The organism is Undibacterium sp. WLX3042, from assembly GCF_049544825.1.
Taxonomy (GTDB): domain Bacteria; phylum Pseudomonadota; class Gammaproteobacteria; order Burkholderiales; family Burkholderiaceae_D; genus Undibacterium.
On the sequence record NZ_CP186698.1, the window covers coordinates 1477327 to 1497679 of the forward strand.

At 51.8% G+C, this 20353-nt stretch carries 21 protein-coding genes; 8 read left to right on the forward strand and 13 right to left on the reverse strand.

Annotation, left to right across the window (positions count from 1 at the left end; genetic code table 11):
• Nucleotides 1–4 precede the first annotated feature (4 nt).
• The 4 genes from ACPAOP_RS06635 (at nt 5) to ACPAOP_RS06650 (ending at nt 2073) form a co-directional block, all read left to right on the forward strand.
• On the forward strand, nt 5–331 hold the full coding sequence (locus tag ACPAOP_RS06635) for a PilZ domain-containing protein (RefSeq protein WP_423678884.1): 327 nt from the start codon (nt 5–7) through the stop codon (nt 329–331).
• Nucleotides 332–430: 99 nt separating this feature from the next.
• On the forward strand, nt 431–928 hold the full coding sequence (locus tag ACPAOP_RS06640) for a YbaK/EbsC family protein (RefSeq protein ID WP_423678885.1): 498 nt from the start codon (nt 431–433) through the stop codon (nt 926–928).
• Nucleotides 925–1131, forward strand: a complete 207-nt coding sequence (locus ACPAOP_RS06645; protein ID WP_423678886.1) for a DUF1289 domain-containing protein — start codon at nt 925–927, stop codon at nt 1129–1131. The genes ACPAOP_RS06640 and ACPAOP_RS06645 overlap by 4 nt, the downstream gene beginning before the upstream one ends.
• A gap of 21 nt (nt 1132–1152) precedes the next feature.
• Nucleotides 1153–2073, forward strand: a complete 921-nt coding sequence (locus ACPAOP_RS06650; RefSeq protein WP_423709736.1) for an MBL fold metallo-hydrolase — start codon at nt 1153–1155, stop codon at nt 2071–2073.
• A gap of 14 nt (nt 2074–2087) precedes the next feature.
• Here the strand turns inward: ACPAOP_RS06650 and ACPAOP_RS06655 are convergent, their stop codons facing one another.
• Together ACPAOP_RS06655 and ACPAOP_RS06660 are read right to left on the reverse strand one after the other, a co-directional pair.
• Entirely contained in the window at nt 2088–2942 is an 855-nt protein-coding gene (locus ACPAOP_RS06655; RefSeq protein WP_423709737.1) for an enoyl-CoA hydratase-related protein, read from the reverse strand.
• On the reverse strand, nt 2939–3598 hold the full coding sequence (locus tag ACPAOP_RS06660; RefSeq protein ID WP_423678889.1) for a TetR/AcrR family transcriptional regulator: 660 nt from the start codon (nt 3596–3598) through the stop codon (nt 2939–2941). Before ACPAOP_RS06660 ends, ACPAOP_RS06655 begins: the two co-directional genes overlap by 4 nt.
• Before the next feature lie 161 nt (nt 3599–3759).
• Here ACPAOP_RS06660 and ACPAOP_RS06665 point away from each other — a divergent pair, with 161 nt between their 5' ends.
• The gene (locus ACPAOP_RS06665) at nt 3760–4737 is read left to right on the forward strand and encodes an NAD(P)H-dependent flavin oxidoreductase (RefSeq protein WP_423678890.1); all 978 of its coding nucleotides are present in this window, start codon (nt 3760–3762) and stop codon (nt 4735–4737) included.
• A gap of 168 nt (nt 4738–4905) precedes the next feature.
• Nucleotides 4906–5997, forward strand: a complete 1092-nt coding sequence (locus ACPAOP_RS06670; RefSeq protein ID WP_423709738.1) for a carbonic anhydrase — start codon at nt 4906–4908, stop codon at nt 5995–5997.
• 276 nt (nt 5998–6273) lie between these two features.
• On the opposite strand, the gene ACPAOP_RS06675 is transcribed toward ACPAOP_RS06670, so the two are convergent.
• Nucleotides 6274–6417 (reverse strand): hypothetical protein, encoded by a 144-nt coding sequence (locus ACPAOP_RS06675; RefSeq protein ID WP_423709739.1) that lies wholly within the window; start codon nt 6415–6417, stop codon nt 6274–6276.
• Between ACPAOP_RS06675 and ACPAOP_RS06680 the strand changes: the two genes are divergently transcribed.
• The gene (locus tag ACPAOP_RS06680; protein WP_423709740.1) at nt 6416–7195 is read left to right on the forward strand and encodes an EAL domain-containing protein; all 780 of its coding nucleotides are present in this window, start codon (nt 6416–6418) and stop codon (nt 7193–7195) included. The two genes, ACPAOP_RS06675 and ACPAOP_RS06680, sit on opposite strands and share 2 nt — an antisense overlap.
• 161 nt (nt 7196–7356) lie before the next feature.
• Here the strand turns inward: ACPAOP_RS06680 and ACPAOP_RS06685 are convergent, their stop codons facing one another.
• Nucleotides 7357–7815: a cache domain-containing protein gene (locus ACPAOP_RS06685; protein WP_423709741.1), complete on the reverse strand. Its 459-nt coding sequence runs from the start codon at nt 7813–7815 to the stop codon at nt 7357–7359.
• A 372-nt stretch (nt 7816–8187) separates the two neighbouring features.
• On the opposite strand from ACPAOP_RS06685, the gene ACPAOP_RS06690 reads away from it, so the two are divergent.
• A complete protein-coding gene (locus tag ACPAOP_RS06690) occupies nt 8188–8646 on the forward strand; it encodes a hypothetical protein (RefSeq protein ID WP_423709742.1) in 459 nt (152 codons plus the stop codon).
• Nucleotides 8647–8834: 188 nt separating this feature from the next.
• Here the strand turns inward: ACPAOP_RS06690 and ACPAOP_RS06695 are convergent, their stop codons facing one another.
• The 9 genes from ACPAOP_RS06695 to ACPAOP_RS06735 all read right to left on the reverse strand — a co-directional run bounded on the left by ACPAOP_RS06695 (nt 8835) and on the right by ACPAOP_RS06735 (nt 20239).
• On the reverse strand, nt 8835–11087 hold the full coding sequence (locus ACPAOP_RS06695) for a molybdopterin cofactor-binding domain-containing protein (protein WP_423709743.1): 2253 nt from the start codon (nt 11085–11087) through the stop codon (nt 8835–8837).
• 13 nt (nt 11088–11100) lie between these two features.
• Entirely contained in the window at nt 11101–11559 is a 459-nt protein-coding gene (locus tag ACPAOP_RS06700) for a (2Fe-2S)-binding protein (RefSeq protein ID WP_423678896.1), read from the reverse strand.
• A gap of 205 nt (nt 11560–11764) precedes the next feature.
• The gene (locus tag ACPAOP_RS06705; protein WP_423709744.1) at nt 11765–13012 is read right to left on the reverse strand and encodes a phenylacetate--CoA ligase family protein; all 1248 of its coding nucleotides are present in this window, start codon (nt 13010–13012) and stop codon (nt 11765–11767) included.
• An 82-nt stretch (nt 13013–13094) separates the two neighbouring features.
• The gene (locus tag ACPAOP_RS06710; RefSeq protein WP_423678898.1) at nt 13095–13937 is read right to left on the reverse strand and encodes an ABC transporter ATP-binding protein; all 843 of its coding nucleotides are present in this window, start codon (nt 13935–13937) and stop codon (nt 13095–13097) included.
• A gap of 69 nt (nt 13938–14006) precedes the next feature.
• Nucleotides 14007–15308, reverse strand: coding sequence for an ABC transporter substrate-binding protein (locus tag ACPAOP_RS06715; RefSeq protein ID WP_423709745.1), 1302 nt, complete (start codon nt 15306–15308; stop codon nt 14007–14009).
• 81 nt (nt 15309–15389) lie between these two features.
• A complete protein-coding gene (locus tag ACPAOP_RS06720) occupies nt 15390–16448 on the reverse strand; it encodes a branched-chain amino acid ABC transporter permease (RefSeq protein ID WP_423709746.1) in 1059 nt (352 codons plus the stop codon).
• Nucleotides 16449–16567: 119 nt separating this feature from the next.
• Nucleotides 16568–17470, reverse strand: coding sequence for a branched-chain amino acid ABC transporter permease (locus tag ACPAOP_RS06725; RefSeq protein ID WP_423709747.1), 903 nt, complete (start codon nt 17468–17470; stop codon nt 16568–16570).
• Nucleotides 17471–17494: 24 nt separating this feature from the next.
• The gene (locus ACPAOP_RS06730) at nt 17495–18283 is read right to left on the reverse strand and encodes an ABC transporter ATP-binding protein (protein WP_423678902.1); all 789 of its coding nucleotides are present in this window, start codon (nt 18281–18283) and stop codon (nt 17495–17497) included.
• Nucleotides 18284–18292: 9 nt separating this feature from the next.
• Nucleotides 18293–20239, reverse strand: a complete 1947-nt coding sequence (locus ACPAOP_RS06735; protein WP_423709748.1) for an AMP-dependent synthetase/ligase — start codon at nt 20237–20239, stop codon at nt 18293–18295.
• Between the last annotated feature and the right edge of the window lie 114 nt (nt 20240–20353).

A 20353-nucleotide genomic window follows, 5' to 3' on the forward strand; every position in this document is an offset into this window, starting at 1 on the left:
TTTTATGAGTGAAGCCAGAAATACCCCGCGCCTTGTTGTCTCCTGGCGGGCTGCAATTCAAGTTGTTCCAGGTCGTATCGTTCCTGCCAAAGTGGTCAATTTTTCTGCTGCCGGCATACAGTTACAGACAGGCGTGATGCTGAAAGAAAAACAGACGTATCAGATGATGATGGAAGTGCCCAGTACCAAAGATGCATCCAACCGTACCCAGGTCGTCTGCAAAGCGAGTTGCGTGTACACGATACTGAGTGGCGATGCTTATCGTGCCGGTCTGAAGTGCATCGATTATCCGCCCGAACACCGCCATTTACTGGAGAGCTGGGGCGGCTGACAGATTACCCTTGCAACGCATTTCTGCGCGTATACCCGGCAACAGCATTGCCGCTGTGTTATAAACATGGCGTGTGAATGACAGAATTTTTCAGAACCGATGACTATGAGTACAGAGACTTCTCTTCCGGATAGCGCCCAGCGTGTTGCCGGCTTGTTACGCGAATTAGGCCATGATCAGCCGGTCGTGATGTTGCCCGAAAGTGGCAGAACATCCGCCGAAGCGGCAGCCGGATTAGGCTGCAGTGTTGCCGAGATTGCCAAATCTATCGTTTTTCGCCGGGTTGCTGATGATGCTGCGGTGATGGTGGTTGCCAGTGGCAGCAATCGGGTTGACGAGAAAAAAGTGGCTGCAATCGTCGGGCCGCTGGCGAAAGCCGATGCCCGCTTTGTCCGCGAAAAAATCGGTTATGCGATTGGCGGCGTGTGCCCCGTCGGTCATCTGCAAAAAAGCGTGATGCTGATCGATCAGGATTTATTGCAATACCCCAAAGTCTGGGCGGCGGCTGGTCATCCGCATGCGGTATTCAGCCTGACTCCGCAACAATTGCTCGCCATGACCGCCGCACCGGTGGCCGATATCGCTTTGCAAGCATGAGTATTCTGTACGATTACGATCCGGATGCCGCCAGGCCTGAGCAGGCAGTTCCCTCGCCATGCGTCGGTGTTTGCCGCATGGATGAAAAAAATGCCTGGTGTGCCGGTTGCTTTCGCACGTTGGACGAGCTGGCCGGCTGGAGCACCGCCAGCACTACGGTCAAACTGCAGATCTGGCGCCGGGTGAAAGAACGGATGTTTTAAGCCTGCCAGGGAGAGAGTTATATGCCAGACAAGCTGATGCAACTTCCTGTCACTATGCGTGTATTTGAGCGCGGCTGGCTGTCGTCGAACAATATCCTGTTCATGGATGATGATGCGGCCGCGCTGATTGACAGTGGCTACGTGACTCATGCACCGCAAACGCTGGCGTTGTTACAGTATGCTTTGCAAGGGCGCGCACTCGATTTACTGGTCAATACTCATTTACATTCAGATCATTGCGGCGGCAATGCCTTGCTGCAGCAGACTTACGACTGCCGCACCCTGATTCCCGTTGCCGATATGCCAGCAGTGGCAGCGTGGGATGAGGAGGCACTCACCTACGCCGCAACCGGCCAGCAGTGCGCGCCTTTTCGTTTTGACGGCAGTATCGCGGATGGTGATCAGCTGCGTCTGGGCGGGCTGGACTGGCAGGTACTGGCGGCACCCGGCCATGATCCGCATTCGATGATTCTGTATTGCCCGCAAGAAGGCATACTGATTTCTGCCGACGCATTGTGGGAAAACGGCTTTGGTGTGATTTTCCCTGAACTGGAAGGGGAATCCGGCTTTGCTGAGCAGGCGGCTATTTTGCAAACCATCAGCGAACTCGATGTGCGGCTGGTGATACCGGGTCATGGTGCGCCATTCTCCGATGTGCAGGGAGCTTTGGAACGCGCCCGTCAGCGGCTGGATTATCTGAGCGCCGACCCGCAGCGTAATGCCCGCAATGCGCTGAAAGTCCTGCTGGCGTTTATTTTGCTCGACACGCAAAAGCTGCACCTGGATCAGGCATTATTGCAATTTAACAGCAGCCGCCTGATGCGTTCTGCCGCCCGTCAGCTAGCTATGCCAGCGCAGGAATTGCTGCAACAGATCGCCGCCGAGCTGGTACGTGCCGGTGTCGCCCGCCTGGAAGACGGGCTGTTGCTCAATAATCGCTAAGATCTGAAGCTGACTTATTTCAACTGATAGTTCGCTTCTGTGAATGGATGCAGCGGTGCCAGATCACCAAATTGCGTCGCGCGTCCCTGCTGTTTTGCCATAAACGCTTCCATCAGATTTGCACTTTGCCAGATACCCGATTGCAGCCAGCCCATTTGTTGCAAGGCATCGTGGGTAGAATGATCGCGCGCATAATGTATCGCCTGCTTGCTGCCCCAGATCGCGACCGGTGGCTTTTCAGTAATTTCTTTCGCCATTTGCAAGGCTGCTTCCAGCATCGCTTCTTGCGTATCAAATACCTCATTCACCAGACCCACCGCTTGCGCACGCTGGGCTGGTAAACGGCGTCCGGTGTACGCCATTTCATGCACAATACCTTCCGGGATCAGTTTCGGTAAGCGTTGCAGTGTACCCAGATCAGCCGTCATGCCAATATTGATTTCCTGTATGCAGAAGAATGCGTCTTTGCTGGCAAGGCGGATATCGCTGGCGCAGATCAGATCGACACCTCCACCGATACAGCCGCCCTGAATGGCGGTGATGACCGGCATACGCAATTGCTCGATCAGGTTGAATGACTGATGCATATCCTGCAGCACCAGTGCAATATTGGCGCGGCCAATTGCATTGTTATCATCCAGCGTGATGCCGTTACCGGAAAACACATCCAGTGCCATGCCCGCAGTGAAATGCTTACCAGTGGATGAAATAATCAGCACTCGCGCCGACGCTTCTCGCTGTAATTGTTGCAGTATCTCGACCAGCTCGCGGAAAAAAACCGGTTGCATGGTATTGAGGCTGTCGGGGCGATTAAAGCGCAGATGGGCGATTTTCTGATCGATGCTGAAGTCAAAACACTGATAAGTCATAAGAGTTCCTTGTTTGAAGGCTGGGGAGATTGCAGAGAAATCAAAACGGCACTTACAGCAGACTGGAACAGCGCATCGGCGTGTTCCTGTTTCAGATAAAACCCTTTCAGTTCCAGGCTGATGACGCCATGCATGGCGGCCCATAACAGACGCGCCGCAGCACTGGGGCTGGATGGCGGCAGGCTACCGGTTTGCATGCAGTGTTCAAATTCGTCTATCAGCGGCGTGAACGATTCCCATGCGGCCTGGCGCGATTCCGGCGGCGGCACAAAACCGGCAATCGCATCGCCAAACATCACCATGTAATAGCTGGGATAACGGCGCGCAAACGCATGATAATTATTCGCATACAGCCATAAGCGCTGTATGCCACGGACTTTCTTTTCTACGGGGAGCGTCGCTTCGTATGCCAGAAATTCCTGCTTAAAGCGCTCAAATCCTTCCAGATACAGCGCATTGGATAAACCGTCCTTGCCACCGAAAATCGAATACAGCAAGGTCGTCGAGCAATTCACCGCTTCGGCTACTTTACGCACCGTCAGCGCGGCAGCGCCTTCGGTTTGCAGCAAATGACTGGCGGCATCCAGCATTCCTTCGCGCAGCGAATGGCGCAGGGCTTCCTGACTCTGGCGGAAATCAACAACTTTCGGTTTCATCGGTATCACTTAATAGCGAATGGGCTTGCTTCTGAGTTGGTTCACGCTGATGCTTGTGAATAACAACGTTTTTTCTGATAACATCATATCAGGCATGTAAAAAATTACCAAAAAAAGCAGCAAAAATATCTACTACGATCTGTTCACCGGAGACCATCAGCATGACCAGTACCTCGCACTTGCCGAAAGCCTTACAAAATCTGGCTTTACCTGTTATCGCCTCGCCGATGTTTATCGCCAGCGGCCCTAAGCTGGTTGCCGCACAATGTAAAGCGGGTATCGTCGGCTCGTTCCCCGCGCTCAACGCCCGTCCGGCAGAATTGCTTGATACCTGGCTGACTGATCTGCAAAACGAACTGGCTGCCTACAAAGCAGCGAATCCTGATGCGAAAGTTGGCCCGATTGCCGTGAATCAGATCGTACATCAGTCGAATGACAGGCTCGCGCATGATGTCGAAGTCTGCGTCAAGCATCAGGTTCCTATCATCATTTCGTCACTGCGCGCGCCGCCGAAAGAGATGCTCGATGCGATACACAGCTATGGCGGCATCGTTCTGCATGATGTGATTTCTATTCGTCACGCCCAGAAAGCGCTGGAAGCCGGTGTCGATGGCCTGATTCTGGTGGCGGCCGGTGCTGGTGGTCATGCCGGTGGTTTGTCACCGTTCGCGCTGGTTGGTGAAGTGCGTAAGTTCTTCAAGGGACCGGTTGCATTGTCCGGTTCGATTGCGACCGGCGACGCGATTCTGGCAGCGCAGGCGATGGGCGCAGATTTCGCATATATCGGTTCACGCTGGCTGGCAACGCAGGAATCGAATGTCGATGATGCTTATCGTCAGGCGATCATCGAGTCGAACGCGGCGGACATTATCTACACCAATCTGTTCACCGGTGTGCACGGCAACTACCTCAGAAAATCCATCGTTGCGGCCGGGCTCGACCCCGATAATCTGCCGGTATCAGATAAATCCAAAATGAATTTCGGTTCCGGCGGTAACAGCAGTGCGAAAGCCTGGCGCGACATCTGGGGCGCTGGTCAGGGGGTCGGTATGATGGACGATGCCCCCAGCGTTGCCGAAGTCGTACAACGCCTGAGCGCCGAGTATCAGGCTGCAAAAGCACGCCTGCTGGCGCTGTAAAGCGGCCATCCGGTCACAATAGGCAGATTGCCGTTTGCCTGTTGTGGCGCAGGTGTTGCAGTTGTGGAGGCTTTGGCGGCTGTGGCGGATTGTTAAATTGCCTGAGGGAATTCAAGTTTAAACAGCATGGGCCGTAAACAGACTATCCCGACCTGATACCGTCTAATTATGCGCCGCTGCTCTGCTCTCCTGATTTCCCTGATGCTTGCGATCTCCGCTCAGGCGAATGACGCATCAACACCTCCGTCCAAGCCGATCAAACAGGCATCCGCTTCTGCCAAAGAAGAAGTGTCCGCGCCGAAGGAAAAAGAAAAAGAGACGCGCAAATCTTCCAAAGAAAAAGAGTCGAAAGAGAGCAAAGACGCTGCCAAAGATACCATGGCTGCTGATGAGCTGGCGGTCAAAATTGCAGAACGTCTCGCCCTTTTGCGTAAAGAAAAAGACGATGTGGCACGTGCCTCAACCCGCGCCTCGGTTCGTTCTCCTGCGTATGTCGCGCCTGCCAGAAAAGTCACGCCAGCCAAACCAAAAGAAGGAAACGAAACCGGTTCTTCAGCGATTATCGCCGCGATGGGCGGACACGGCGCCTTGCACTGGAGTTATGACGGTGAAGGCGGGCCGGCTAACTGGGGTAAGCTCAGTCCGGCAAACGCGAAATGCGATAGTGGCGAGCGACAGTCTCCAATCGACATCCGCGACGGTATCCGGGTTGACCTTGAACCGATCGCTTTTGATTACAAACCGTCTGGTTTCAGCGTGATTGATAATGGCCATACGATACAGGTGAATGTGGCGGCGGGTAATTACATCAGCATCATGGGCCGCAATTATGAATTGCAGCAATTCCATTTCCATAAGCCATCCGAAGAGCGCGTCAATGGCCGGAGTTTTGATATGGTCGTGCATTTGATGCACAAAGATGCCGACGGCAAGCTGGCGGTGGTCGCCGTATTGTTAGAACGTGGCAAAGCGCAAAACATCGTGCAACAGATCTGGAACAATCTCCCGCTGGAAAAAAACCAGGCGCTGGCTGCACCAACCGCAATCGATATTAATCAGCTCTTGCCAGAGAAGCGCGATTACTACACTTATATGGGCTCGCTCACCACGCCACCTTGCAGCGAAGACGTATTGTGGATGGTGATGAAAGAAGCCGTGGAAATGTCGTCTGAGCAGATCGCGATTTTTGGTCGTCTGTATCCGATGAATGCCCGCCCGCTGCAAAAAACGGCAGGCCGCCTGATTAAAGAATCGCGCTGAAATCAGCATACTCCCCCCTTATTTTAGATAAAAAGCCTTTACCTCATTAAGAATAAAGGGCTTTAAAATATACTGGGGGGAGTATATTTAGTGCCGTCCCGCATGTTTCAACTGATAAGCGGGTGTCAGTGGCGCCGTTCATGTTCATATCTTTCCCGCCCGGATCCCGTCCATGATGCTCATTTTTAAACCGCGGTCCGCATGCGCAGACCACCGGCACAAGTAAAGCGTGCATGCTACGAATGCTTATTGATGGTGCTCTGCTGAACCCTGTCTTCAAGAACTGGTGTAAGCGGTCTGATTGCCTTGCATGACGGCAGCGCTGAATCGAAGTACCATACTAGCAGTACCATATGGCATCAACGCATTTATCGCCTGATTGTTGCTTTGCCCTTTCTCCAGAAATAATAGGTTAAACATGAATTTGCCTCCTCTTAAGCAGAGTAACTCGACGCCAATTGGTTGCCAGAAATGTAAAGAAGATCAGAAACTCGGCTTCGACATTGCTTTTGCTTACCAGCCCATCGTGAATCTGAGCACCCGCACGATCTTTGCCCACGAGGCGCTGGTGCGCGGGCCGAATGGCGAGTCGGCGTTTTCGGTGTTGTCTCAGGTGACCGATGAAAATCGCTATTCTTTCGATCAGGCATGCCGGGTAGAAGCGATACGGGGCGCAGCAGAACTCGGCATACAGGAATACTTGTCGATCAATTTTCTGCCGAACGCGGTCTATCAGCCCGCGGCCTGTATACGCAGCACGTTTGAAGCAGCGCGGCGCTATCAGTTTCCTATTGAACGCATCATTTTTGAAGTGACAGAAGGTGAGCGCGTGGATGACAGACCGCATCTGGTCAATATTTTCCGTGAATACAGCCGCTTTGGTTTCCGCACCGCCATCGACGATTTCGGTGCTGGTTATGCCGGCCTGAATCTGTTGTCTGAATACCAGCCGGATATTGTGAAGATTGATATGGAGCTGATTCGCGATATTGATACCAGCAAACCTAAGCAAGTGATCGTGAACGGTATCGTGGCGATCTGCGCGGGTCTGAATGTGCGGGTGTTGGCTGAAGGGATAGAAACCAGGGCAGAGCGGGATTTCCTGCGCGCTGCCGGCATCGAATTAATGCAGGGATATTTATTTTGTAAGCCGGCATTCCGGGCGATAGGCGAGATTGATCCTGCGGCCTGGGATTAACATTGTTTGCTGCTGATCCGGTTCGTGATCTGATTTGCAGCCACCTGGAAAAAAAGAAGCGGATCGATAAAAAACGGCGCATGACTCAGAGAGTCGATGCGCCGTTTCTTTTTATCTCATCAGCGTTTTACCGCGCGCGAAATATCACCACAAAGATTGGCTTATTTATAAACGCCGCAAGCGAAAACCAGGTCGCCGGCTTTTTCATAATAAGTGGATTTCTGTTCGATTGCCTTGGTAGTCGGATTTGGCCATTTGTAGTCAACCCAGCCTTTGCCCTTGCTTGCAACACCTGCCAATACTTCTTCAATAAATGCCTTGTTATCGACATCACGCAGACTACGCAAATCTTTGCCGACCAGACGCGCATTCGCGCCATGCGCAATTGCTTTGCCATTCAGCTCAGCAACCCAGATATACAAGTCACGATCAACGAAACTGCCTTTAGGATTATTGAATTCAGCCAGTGCTTTTTCCTGACCATTCGCCTTCAGATAGGCAATCGCTTTTTTAACCAGCGCTTCCGCCTCTTGCGGTGTTCCATGTTCTGCTGCCATGACTGAGTGGCTGATGAACAAAGAAAAAATAGCAAAGCTAAAAAATTTCAATAATGAACGCATAAACTTGTCTCCGGTTTTGAAAATATAAAAATTATTTTTATTTAAAACGCTGTGCTTGTCATCGCGAGCAACAGCGCATAGATGATCTTACTTCATGTCTCACCGCCACAGCTCTTTTTTCAACGGAAACGTCGCATTCCCGCAAAGCAAAAGTAGCTTTGGGCTGAATTTGATTTTCGGGTTGATGGATTAGTAAAACGATATGAGTTTATTGCATCTGATGCTAGGATGATGCGGGTTCAAATGCATGTTGCACCCTAAGCCTAAGCGTTCTTTGAAAAACGGGATAGCGCTCTGTCGTTCTGGCATCGCAAATCAACTTGCAGGCGGGAAGTTGCCAGATTTTTCAGTGAAATTAACAGGAGTACGTAAATGGATCGACGTATCAATACGATTTTTGATTGTTTAACACATCTGACCTCACTACCCGCACCATATCGATCACTTCAGAAAGATCACATAGATCAAATGAGGAATGTAGAAGACAAGTTATTTGCCGTTGCCCCATTTCTTTGGAAGTCAGGAGGCAAAGATGGCTTTACTCTGCAAGCCTATCGTCGGAAAGACGCACTCGGATTTTGTTTATTAACAAAAGAAGAAATAGAAAATGAGGGCCTACCAAAGGGCGGGCGTGCACATAAAAATTTTTTGGAAATTAAGCCGGATGAGGCGTTAGATTTTTATAGGCGAAATCACAAGAACCCAGACCACCCTAGTTTTGACTCAATTCGATTTGATGCGTTTTTAAAATTGAGTTCTACAGACTTTATTAAGCTGTTTCTCGGTGCCGCTCAAAGTCGTGCAGAAAATACAAATACATTTATTTATTGAGCGAGAAAGCAGCTATTGGAAGCCAGGCTGATTTTGTGCTTGGTTTGAGTTGTGGAATATTCGCCGAAAGTGATGTGAATAAATAGAAAAACGGCGCATCGCTGAATCAGCGATGCGCCGTTTTTTTGGGTAGAAATAAGAGCTGATACAGCGTGCTGTCAGCTCGCTTATTTCTGCGGACGGATGACTTATGCTATTTTAAATGGCAATTCGCGTAAGCGTTTTCCATTCAGGCGTGCCAGTGCATTCGCAAATGCCGGGGCGAGCGGAGGCAGTCCAGGTTCACCCATGCCTGTCGGTGCATCGGCGCTTGGCACGATATGCACGGCAACTTTTGGCATGTCGGTAATGCGTGGCACGACATAATCACCGAAATTGCTTTGTTCAACCACGCCGTCTTTGAGTGTGATTGCTGCACCCGGCAGACACATGGACAAGCCCATTAACGCACCCCCCTGTACCTGCGCTTCTATGCTCTTAGGATTGACCGCCAGATTGCAATGAACACCTGCAGTGGCGGTCAGCAGTTTTGGCACACCGTTTTTGATCGTGGCAGTAACAACATAGGCCACCACGGATTCAAAAGACTCATGCACGGCAACGCCCCAGGCCTGACCAGCGGGCAACTTCTTTTTACCATAGCCGGATTTTTCCACCGCCATCTGCAGCGCTGCCTCGTGACGCGGATGTTTGCCTGCCATGAGTTTCAGGCGATAGGCGACCGGGTCTTGTTTTGTGGTGGCAGCGATTTCGTCGATCAGCGTTTCCATCACAAAGGCGGTGTGGGTTGAACCGACACTGCGCCACCACAATACAGGCACATTCTGTTTAGGATGATGCACGGTCAGGCGCATCGGCATGGTGTACGGTTCTTTCATGCCTTCAACCGCGGTGCCATCGATACCGTCTTTGATCATCATGGATTCAAACAGGGTACCGGCAACAATCGATTGCCCGACGATCACATGATCCCAGCCGAGGATATTACCGTTGGCATCAAAGCCCAGATGCGCGGTGTGCAGATGCGCGGGACGGTAGTAGCCGCCTTTGACGTCGTCTTCGCGGCTCCATAATGTGCGTACGGGTGCTGTCAGACCTGCGCTCTGTGCGGCCTTGGCAACCTGACAGGCTTCGCTGACATAATCGCTGGTGGTGACGCCGCGACGACCGAAGCCACCACCGGCCATCAGCGTATGCACCAGTACTTTTTCAGGGGCGATACCGAGTATTTTTGCTGCCGCCAGACCATCGAAACCCGGCATTTGTGTACCTGTCCACACTTCAGCGCTATCGCCTTTAATCGCGACGGTGCAGTTCAGCGGCTCCATCGGCGTGTGTGCCAGATAAGGGAAAACGAATTCTGCTTTGATCTGATGCGGCGCGGTTGCCAGCGCAGAAATATCGTCTTTGTATTTCTGATTGCCGGCTTGTTTTGCCAGCGCTTTGTAACTCGCTAATTGCGCCACGCTGTCGACTTTTTCAACTGCGCTGGTATCCCATTCTATTTTCAGCGCATCGCGGCCCTGTTTCGCCGGCCAGTAGCCATTCGCAATGATGGCGACAGATTCGCCGCCACGGTCGGCCGGAATACGCAGTACTGCCTGCACGCCTTTGATTGCTTTGGCTGCACTGTCATCGACGGATTTTATTTTCGCGCCGAAGACGGGTGGGCGGGCGATCAGTGCCGTCAGCATACCTGGCAGATGGACGTCAATACCGTAATCCTGTGTGCCGGTGGACTTGGCTCTCGCATCCAGACGACCGACAGGTTTGCCTATCAGCCGGAATTGTTTCGGGTCTTTCAGTGTCACGGTTTCCGGTACGGCCTGTTGCATCGCTGCTTCAGCGAGTTCGCCGTAGCTGAGTTTTTTACCGCCTGGGCCGATGACGACACCGTTTTCAGTGACCAGACGAGCCGCATCGACTTTCCATTGTGCTGCAGCGGCATTGACCAGCATTGCTTTAGTACGGGCGCCGAGTTCGCGGTACTGGGTGTATGAATGTTTGATCGAAGTTGAGCCACCGGTCAGATGAATACCATAGGCCGGGTCTGCATAAGCCGGGTTATTAGTGCCGTGGACGCTGCGTACTTTCGACCAGTCGGCATCGAGTTCTTCCGCCAGAATCAACGGCAGACCGGTTTGCACGCCCTGACCAAAATCGAGACGATTAATGGTGACGGTGACGATGCCATTTTTGTCTATGCTGACAAAAGCGCCGGGTTGCTGCGTCGGTTTCAGTGTGCTGGCCGCCTGTGTTGCTGCGTCTGTCTTATTATCAGCTGCGCTTGCCAGCAATGGATAACAACCGAGCGCAAAGCCGGAAGCGCCGGCCATTTTCAGGAAAGTACGGCGCGGTAAATTGTCACTTGTCGCCTGGTTTTTTTCTGTGAGTGCCAGTAAGTGTTTCGGCAATTCCAGCTGGTGAGATTCAAAATGCATGGTCTTCTCCTGATTAAGCCAGCATGCTGGCAGCATCGTGAATCGCAGCGCGAATACGCACATACGTGCCGCAGCGGCAGATATTACCTGCCATGGCTGCATCAATATCAGCGTCCGCCGGCTTTTTATTGGCTTTGAGCAGAGCGGTAGCGCTCATGATCTGACCGCTCTGGCAGTAGCCACACTGTGCGACATCATGTTTGATCCATGCTGCCTGCACCGCTTTGCCGACCTTATCGTTGGCTATGGCTTCAATTGTCGTTATTTTTTGTCCGGCGACAGCAGATACCGGTGTTACACAAGAACGGGTCGCCTGTCCATTAACGTGGACGGTGCAAGCGCCGCACAGTGCCTGACCGCAACCGAATTTCGTGCCTGTCAGACCCAGTGCGTCACGTAATGCCCACAATACGGGCGTGGATGGATCAACGTCCACCTGATGTTGTTTGCTATTAATATCGAGCGTCGTCATGGAATGTGTCTCCGGCCAGTTGATGGTAGGGAATGTGAAAACGGGCAAAAAAGCGTTCCGTGCGGATGCGCTTTGGGGTGCACTATAGAATATTTTCAACTTTTCTGCGCGGGAGTGAAAAAAAGGGCGCCATTCAGCGCCCAGTACAGGTGAACAATCGGTGTTGTGAGTCTTAAGTCCTGCGTCATCAGCAGTTCAAAGCACCTCATTCATAGCGACGTGTATCGTCGATGACTTTGCCATCATTCGGCAGACTGCCTGCTGCGACAAACAGCACCTCGCCACGCAATTTGGTCACATCGCGCAGACTGGCGACGATACTGGCTTGCAGTGCGTCGCTGTCATCGGCTGCTTCGCAATGGAGGGTCATCACATCGTTTGCCATCTCACCGCTGACGACCAAACGCGCCTTTTGCACTTGCGGATGGCGTTTCACAACTTCCGCGACCTGCGACGGATGAACGAACATGCCTTTGACTTTGGTGGTCTGATCGGCACGTCCCATCCAGCCCTTAATACGTTGATTGGTGCGGCCACAGGGTGAAATGCCGGGCAGGATCGCTGACATATCGCCGGTGGCGAAACGTATCAGCGGGTAATCCGGGTTGAACGAAGTCACGACAATTTCACCGACTTCACCTTCAGCGACCGGATCGCCGGTGCCAGGACGTACGATTTCGAGAATGATCTCTTCATCCAGCACCATACCGGGATTGAGCACACCATCGCTCATGGTTTCATAGGCGATATTGCCGATATCGGCGCTGGCATACATCTGTAAGACATGCGGCACGCCGTGATCTTTCAGCCATTGGCGCAATGAAGGCGGTAAAGCTTCTGCACCGACCAGCGCTTTTTTGATACTGGAAATATCGGTACCGCTGTCGATGGCTTTTTCCAGAATGATTTTTAAAAAACTCGGGGTACCGATATATGCATCCGGACGTAATGCCGCCATCGCCTGCACCTGCATTTCTGTCTGGCCTATGCCCGCCGGAATCACGGTGCAGCCGAGTCTGGTAGCCGCGCTTTCGACCATGAATGCCGCAGGTGTGAAATGATAGGAAAAGCAATTCTGTATCAGATCACCGCTGCGTAAGCCTGCTGCATACATAGGTCGTGCAAAGCGCCACCAGTCCGTCGATGTTCCCTCAGGATCAAAAATCGGGCCGGGTGACATAAAAATTCGGCCGAGTGCGCGAGGCTCTGTCGTTGTCAGGCCACCGAATGGCAACTGTTGCTGCTGCAAGGTTTTGAGATCTGATTTGCGCGTCACGGGTAACTGCGCGAGCGCCTGCCGTGAGTTGATGTCATTTGCCGGCACATCTTTCAGTATCGCTGCCCATCCTGCGGCAGTCTTTGCCTGTGCAATCAATGAAGGCAGCCGCTGCATCAGCGCCTGCTCGCGGCTGTGCGGGGTGCGGGTTTCCAGCGCGTCCAGATATTCCATCATGGCGTTCTCTTTGTAATAGGAGTTGGTGAAGCCGGTTTTATGCGATGTGTTGCGACGTATTTGCCGATTGTTGCGATTACAGCTATGCCAGCCAGCGCTTGCGACGGCGATAGAATTTCATGTCGCGGAAACTCTTACGACCCGCACCTGAAACACCGAGATAAAATTCTTTCACGTCTTCATTACTGGAGAGATCACTGGCATCCCCCTCCATCACGACGCGGCCGTTTTCGAGGATGTAACCGAAGTCGGCATAGCGCAACGCGATATTGGTGTTTTGTTCGGCCAGTAAGAAGGAAACCTGTTCTTGCTGATTCAGGCTTTTGACGATCTCAAAAATTTCTTCCACCAGTTGCGGTGCGATACCCATCGATGGTTCATCCAGCAAAATCATGCTGGGCTTGGCCATCAGCGCACGGCCGATCGCGCACATCTGTTGTTCGCCACCCGAGGTGTAGCCCGCTTGCGAATGGCGGCGTTCACGCAGGCGCGGGAAGTAGTGATAGACCTTTTCCAGTTCGGCTTTCAGCTCGGTCCGGCTGAGCGCGCGCGTGTATGCGCCTGTCAGCAGATTTTCTTCCACGCTTAAATGGCCGAAACAATGGCGTCCTTCCATCACTTGCGACAGACCACGTTTCACCAGTTCGTTTGGCGTCAGATGATCGACACGTTGTCCCTGAAATGTAATGTCACCCTTGGTGATATCGCCGCGTTCGTTTTTCAGTAAAGTGGAAATAGCCTTCAGCGTGGTCGATTTTCCGGCGCCATTCGCCCCCAGCAGTGCAACGATTTTTCCTTGCGGTACTTGCAGGGAAATGCCTTTCAATACCAGAATCACGTGATCGTAGATCACTTCGATATTGTTGACGCTGAGATAGGCGGGGTTGTTGATGGCGCTCTCAGACGAAATGGAATGTATGCTCATAATATGCCTGTATTGACGGTCGGCGTAACAGAGATATCCGTTGCCGGATATCTCCTGATTCAGGAAAAATTACTTCAGACAAGCCGGAGTGATTTTTTTCTCTGCGGCATATTTGTTTGACGATTCTTCCAGCATCGCGCGGGTCAGCGCTTTATCACCGACTACCCAGTTCGGTGTGATGGCTTTCCACTTATCGCCTGTCCACTGCTGCACTTTGACTGCACCTGAGCCTTCATGGTCTTCGCAAGAAGTTTTCACTGGCGGGAACATACCAAGTGCACCGAGAGCTTTCTGACGTGCTTCATCGACATTCAGATTTTCAAAGCCCCAGCGTATCTGCTCGGAAGTCATCTGTTTGCCTTTACCGTATTTTTCCTGCGCTTTCAGAATCGCTTCTGACCACAAGATCGCGGCAGTCACACCACGCATGTGATAGACCGAGCCGATACGGGATTTGTCGCTGAGATTACCTTTACCCGCCGCGTACACCTTACTGCGCAATTCATCGAGTACAGGATAGTTGCCCGGCGTGTTAAAGGTCATTGAGGTATAACCTTTTGCTGCATCACCTGCAGGCACTGCATCTTCCTCAGAGCCTGCCCACCATACGCCCAGCATTTTTTCACGCGAATAACCATTACGCTGCGCCGTTTTAATCGCAACCGCATTCATCACGCCCCAGCCCCACAGAATCACATAATCAGGATTGGCCTGACGGATTTGCAGCCATTGTGATTGTTGTTCGTTGCCCGGATGTGCGACCGGGATTTTGATCAGCTCAAAGCCATATTGTTTGGCCTGGGCTTCGAGGACAGGAATCGGTTCTTTACCGAACGCAGAATCGTGATACAGATGAACGATCTTTTTCCCTTTAAGCTTGTCCATTCCACCGGATTTATCACCCAGATATTTCGTCATCGCTGCTGCCTGATTCCAGTAGCTGGTAATCAGCGGGAAAATATACGGAAACACTTTACCGTTAGCCGCATCGGAACGGCCGTAGCCCAACGTGGTCATCGGAATTTTATCTTCGGCAACGCGGTCCAGAATGCCGTAAGCAATGCCGGTGGACAGCGGCTCGACTAATGATGCGCCACCTTGTGCTTTTTTCAGTCGTTCATAGCATTCAACACCACGCGAGGCATTGTATTCAGTCTCGCACTCTTCCCATGTAATCTTGACGCCATTGAGTCCGCCTTTGGCATTGACCAGATTGAAGTAATCAATGACACCGCCGTAAAAGCCGGAGCCACCCGCCGCGTAAGGGCCGACGCGGTATGAGAGCAGTGGAATGTACTGGTCATCTGCCTGTGCCACATTCACCGCACCTATCATTGCCGATGCCAGTAGTATTGATTTCATCAGTTTCATGTTGTCTCCTGTTGGTTGTATGGGTAGAACGACGCCTTCATCATGGCGTTCTGTATTTATAAAAACGACGACAGTAAAAACTTAATGCGGGAAAGGCCATAATCTCAGTTTTTCTTTCGTGATCTGCCACAAACGTGCAAGGCCATGTGGTTCAACAATCAGAAAGAAAATAATCAGCGCGCCGAATACCATCAATTCAAGATTCGACGCGATGTTGGTCGGTAACGATAAAAAATGGGCGATCAGATTCAGAAATACCGGCAGCAAAACGATAAATGCCGAACCAAGAAATGAACCGAGAATAGAGCCGACGCCGCCGATGATGATCATGAACAAAATGCGGAAAGACAGATCGAGGTTATAGGCTTCCGGTTCGACCGTGCCCAGATAAGCATAGGCATATAACGCACCCGCGATGCCGCAGTAAAACGAAGACACGGCAAACGCCAGCAGCTTGGTACGCATCAGCCGGAATCCGATCACTTCTGCGGCAACGTCCATATCACGCACTGCCATCCACGAACGACCAACGTTTGAACGCACCATATTCTTTGCCAGTAAGGCCATCACACAGACGATGCCTAATGTCAGCAGATATTTTTTGACCGGTGTGTTGAAGCTCATGCCCATGATCACAATTTCCTGTGCGGTGATTACTCCGGAAGCACTGTAATTGGTGAACCATTGGATTTTAGTCAGACACCAGACCACAAAAAACTGCGTTGCCAGCGTGGCGGCAGCCAGATAAAAACCACGTATGCGCAGCGACGGTAAACCGAAAGCGATACCGACCATTGCCGCTGAAATACCGCCGAGTACAAATGCCAGCAAGATTGGAATACCAGGTATACGCAGCATGAAATTGTAGGAAGCAAACGCACCGACTGCCATGAATGCAGCCGAACCCAGCGACAATTGCCCGGCGTAACCAGTCAGGATATTTAAGCCCAGTGCCGCCAGTGAAAAAATCAGAAAAGGAATAAAGATCGCGGAAAAAGCATAATCAGAGGCGAGCAATGGTACCGCAAAAAAAGCGGCGCACAGCAACAGGGCAACGCCGATTCTGTCCTGGCGCAGTGGAAATATCTGGTTGTCTGCCTGATAGCTGGTTTTAAATTGTCCTGCTTCACGATAGAACATAGTGTTTCCTTAAGTCTTAATACAAGTCTTAGTGTAAGTCTTCGTATTCATGCGCCTTACCAGCCATTTTTGTCTGGCAAGGCAGAATATGATTGGGGGGGTGCTCAGAACAATGTGGTTTAAATCCTGCGTATGATTTTTTCGCCAAACAAACCTTCCGGCCGTACCAGCAGAAACAGCAATGCCAGTACATACGGGAACCAGCCCTCGATACCGCCACCGACCAGAGGGCCGATATACACTTCTGCCAGTTTTTCTGAGGCACCGATAATCAGACCACCAACGATTGCGCCGGGTACCGACGTGAAACCGCCCAGAATCAGCACTGGCAGCGCTTTCAGTGCAACAAACGTCAGTGCAAACTGCACCCCATTACGTGCACCCCACAGCAAACCTGCCACCAGTGCGACAAAACCGGCAACCGCCCAGACGATGCCCCAGATTTGTTGCAACGGAATACCGACTGCCAGCGCGGCCTGATGATCGTCCGCGACTGCCCGCAGCGCGCGTCCGATTTTTGTTTTGGAAAACAGCAGTGCCAGACCGATGACCAGAACAGCACAGATCAGGGCGGCAATCACGTCGAACTGCGACACCAGAATATTGAATTTTTCCATCAGAAATTCGATAGGCACGTCTTCGATCGGTAAGGTCAGCTTGTGCGGTTGTGAACCCCACAGTAATTGCGCCAGCCCTTCGATGAAAAAGGTCAGACCGATGGTGGCCATGAAGAGTGTGATCTCCGGCTGATTCACCAGTGGTCGCAAGACGATTTTTTCGATTGCCAGACCCAGGACGATCATCACTGCCATCGTCAGCGGTATGGCGACCCACATCAATAGATCAAATTTTTCACTGAGACCAACACAGGTCAGGGCGGCAAAAAACACCATCGCCCCTTGCGCGAAATTGAATACGCCGGAGGCTTTGTAGATCAGCACAAAACCTAGTGCAACCAGTGCATACATCACGCCGGACAGCAAGCCACCGATGAGCACTTCAAAGAAAAAACTGAGATTCATTTTGTTTTCCTCAAGACGGTGGTGTCAGTGTGCAACGCCAAGATAGGCATTGATCACTTCCTGATTTGCCAGCACTTCAGCCGGTGTGCCGTCGCCGATTTTTTTACCGTAATCCAAAACGACAACCCGGTCAGAAATATCCATCACGACGCCCATATCATGCTCGATCAGAACAATAGTGGTGCCGAGCTGATCATTCACATCAAGGATGAAACGGCTCATGTCCTGTTTTTCCTCGACATTCATACCAGCCATCGGTTCATCCAGCAATAAAATCTCAGGTTCAGCGGCAAGCGCGCGACCGAGTTCAACCCGCTTTTGCAAACCGTAAGATAATCGTCCGACCGGCGTTTTGCGGATGTGCTGAATTTCAAGAAAATCGATGATTTCTTCGACTTTTTCACGGTGAGCAATTTCCTCTCTGCGCGCAGGCCCCAGATACAGTGCCTGCATCAGGAAATTGGATTTCATCTTCAGATTTCGCCCCGTCATGATGTTGTCGAGCACGCTCATTCCCTTAAACAGAGCGATGTTCTGAAACGTGCGGGCGATGCCGCTTTTGGCAGCCGCGTAGGTATTCATGTCTTTGCGCTGGCGGCCACGGTAGGTGATCTGCCCTTCCTGCGGCCGGTACACACCATTGATTACATTCAGCATCGAGCTTTTACCTGCACCGTTTGGGCCGATAATCGCGCGGATTTCGTGTTCTCTGACGTTGAACGAAATATTTGTCAGCGCTTTGACGCCACCAAACGACAAGGAAATGCCTTGCAAATCAAGAATGACTTCACCGGTTTTTCTGTTATTGGTCATTGCTTTTCCTTATGCCGCATGCTGCTGGGCAGCAAATGTCTTGACATCACTGATGTGCAGGTCGGCACTGACGGTGCCCTGACGACCATCTTCAAATTTGACTTGCGTTTCTATGTATTGCGAGCGTTTGCCTGAATACAGCGCTTCTATCAGTACCGCATATTTTTCTGCAATAAATTTGCGCCGGACTTTGCGTGTACGGGTCAGCTCGTCGTCGTCCGGATCAAGCTCTTTGTGCAGGATCAGGAAGCGATGTATCTGTGTGCCTGCCATCAGGATTTCATTGGCCAGATCGGCATTCACCTTTTCTATGCACGACATGATGAGCTGATACGTTTCAGCTTTGGCAGCGAGATCGGTATAACCGGAATAGGCTATGCCGCGGCGTTCTGACCAGTTGCCAACGGCCTCCATATCAATGTTAATGAAGGCGCAGACATGGTCTCTGTTATGACCAAAGGCGACAACCTCTTTGATGAAAGGGAAAAACTTGAGTTTGTTTTCGATGTAGTTCGGTGCAAAGATATCACCATTGGTGAGCTTGCCGACATCCGCGGCGCGGTCGATGATTTTCAGATGCCCTTCTCCGTCAAAGATACCGGCATCACCAGTATGGAAATAGCCCTGTTCATCGATGACTTCGGCGGTCGCATCCGGTCGTTTGTAGTAACCGGTCAGCATGGCGCTCGATTTCACCAGCACTTCACCATTCTCTGCCAGCGTCACTTGCACACCCGGTGCAGCCTGACCGACGCTGTCAAATTTGATGTTGCCATCCGGTTGCAGGCAAACGTAGGCACAGGTTTCGGTGGAGCCATACAACTGCTTCAGATTGATGCCGATAGAGCGATAGAAACGGAACAGATCAGGGCCAATTGCAGCACCCGCGGTATACGCGACTCTGACGCGAGATAAGCCGAGTACATTTTTCAGCGGCCCGTAAATCAGAAATTCGCCGATGCGGTAATTGAGTCTGGCGAGGGCTGAAACCGGCTTGCCATCAAGAATGTCGGCACCATACTGCCGTGCGATTTCCATGTAATACTGAAACAGATGCTGTTTGACAGCACCTGCATCTTCCATGCGTATCATGACGGTGGTCAGCATGTTTTCAAACACGCGTGGCGGTGCGAAATAATAGGTAGGACCAACTTCACGCAGATCGGTCAGCACGGTTTCGCTGGATTCCGGACAGTTGACGGTAAAGCCTGTGACCAGCGCCTGTGCAAATGAAAACAAGTGATCGCCAACCCACGCCATCGGCAGATAGGAAAGTATATCTTCGTCGGCGCTCAGTTGATCAAAGCCTGCACCGCCGACAGCAGCGGTCATGAATGAGCGATGACTCTGGCATACGCCTTTGGGCTTACCGGTCGTGCCCGAGGTGTACAGCATGACCGCGGTATCTTCAGGTTGCCCGAGTCCGATCTGCTGTAAGAAAAATTCAGGATGGGTACGGTCATACATGCGCCCGGTTTCCTGCAAAGCTGCATAGGAGATCAGCTCTGGCTGATGATAATGCCGCATGCCGCGTTCATCTTCAAAACAGATGTGCTGTATGCCGGCATAGTGCTGTTTGATGTCGAGTAATTTATCGACCTGCTCCTGATCTTCGACAACGGCAAAAGCAATTTCTGCGTTTTCCAGCACATACGCCATGTCGGCTGCCGGCGCATCCTGATACAAAGGCACCGGAATACCACCGAGGCACTGTGCTGCCATCATCGCCCAGTATAGGCGCGGGCGATTGTCACCGATAATCGCGAGGTTCATGCCGCGCTGAAATCCCTGTGCTGCCAGACCACAGGCGAGCGCGCGCACTTCTTCGTTGACCTGTTGCCAGTTCCAGGTTTGCCAGATTCCCAGATCTTTTTCACGGAACGCCGGATGCTGCGGACGTGTTGTTCCGTGTTCCAGCAACAGTCGCGGGAACGTTGTGTTCTCTGTCTTTGTCATGTCTCCACCACCAGCCTTATTTGTATTGGCCTGTCTGGTCAGCTGTACGATACTCTGATCGTTCAAGCAGCCAGTATGATTGCTTCTTTTTTTATGAGTTTCTGTACTGCGTCT

Coding starts and splice junctions, on each gene's coding strand:
- ACPAOP_RS06675 (WP_423709739.1), bottom strand. CDS start 6,417: ATGTTTAACCTATTATTTCTGGAGAAAGGGCAAAGCAACAATCAGGCG.
- ACPAOP_RS06730 (WP_423678902.1), bottom strand. CDS start 18,283: ATGACCAATAACAGAAAAACCGGTGAAGTCATTCTTGATTTGCAAGGC.
- ACPAOP_RS06670 (WP_423709738.1), top strand. CDS start 4,906: ATGCGCCGCTGCTCTGCTCTCCTGATTTCCCTGATGCTTGCGATCTCC.
- ACPAOP_RS06735 (WP_423709748.1), bottom strand. CDS start 20,239: ATGACAAAGACAGAGAACACAACGTTCCCGCGACTGTTGCTGGAACAC.
- ACPAOP_RS06645 (WP_423678886.1), top strand. CDS start 925: ATGAGTATTCTGTACGATTACGATCCGGATGCCGCCAGGCCTGAGCAG.
- ACPAOP_RS06635 (WP_423678884.1), top strand. CDS start 5: ATGAGTGAAGCCAGAAATACCCCGCGCCTTGTTGTCTCCTGGCGGGCT.
- ACPAOP_RS06680 (WP_423709740.1), top strand. CDS start 6,416: ATGAATTTGCCTCCTCTTAAGCAGAGTAACTCGACGCCAATTGGTTGC.
- ACPAOP_RS06690 (WP_423709742.1), top strand. CDS start 8,188: ATGGATCGACGTATCAATACGATTTTTGATTGTTTAACACATCTGACC.
- ACPAOP_RS06695 (WP_423709743.1), bottom strand. CDS start 11,087: ATGCATTTTGAATCTCACCAGCTGGAATTGCCGAAACACTTACTGGCA.
- ACPAOP_RS06665 (WP_423678890.1), top strand. CDS start 3,760: ATGACCAGTACCTCGCACTTGCCGAAAGCCTTACAAAATCTGGCTTTA.
- ACPAOP_RS06710 (WP_423678898.1), bottom strand. CDS start 13,937: ATGAGCATACATTCCATTTCGTCTGAGAGCGCCATCAACAACCCCGCC.
- ACPAOP_RS06640 (WP_423678885.1), top strand. CDS start 431: ATGACTATGAGTACAGAGACTTCTCTTCCGGATAGCGCCCAGCGTGTT.
- ACPAOP_RS06655 (WP_423709737.1), bottom strand. CDS start 2,942: ATGACTTATCAGTGTTTTGACTTCAGCATCGATCAGAAAATCGCCCAT.
- ACPAOP_RS06720 (WP_423709746.1), bottom strand. CDS start 16,448: ATGTTCTATCGTGAAGCAGGACAATTTAAAACCAGCTATCAGGCAGAC.
- ACPAOP_RS06650 (WP_423709736.1), top strand. CDS start 1,153: ATGCCAGACAAGCTGATGCAACTTCCTGTCACTATGCGTGTATTTGAG.
- ACPAOP_RS06685 (WP_423709741.1), bottom strand. CDS start 7,815: ATGCGTTCATTATTGAAATTTTTTAGCTTTGCTATTTTTTCTTTGTTC.
- ACPAOP_RS06705 (WP_423709744.1), bottom strand. CDS start 13,012: ATGATGGAATATCTGGACGCGCTGGAAACCCGCACCCCGCACAGCCGC.
- ACPAOP_RS06700 (WP_423678896.1), bottom strand. CDS start 11,559: ATGACGACGCTCGATATTAATAGCAAACAACATCAGGTGGACGTTGAT.
- ACPAOP_RS06725 (WP_423709747.1), bottom strand. CDS start 17,470: ATGAATCTCAGTTTTTTCTTTGAAGTGCTCATCGGTGGCTTGCTGTCC.
- ACPAOP_RS06715 (WP_423709745.1), bottom strand. CDS start 15,308: ATGAAACTGATGAAATCAATACTACTGGCATCGGCAATGATAGGTGCG.
- ACPAOP_RS06660 (WP_423678889.1), bottom strand. CDS start 3,598: ATGAAACCGAAAGTTGTTGATTTCCGCCAGAGTCAGGAAGCCCTGCGC.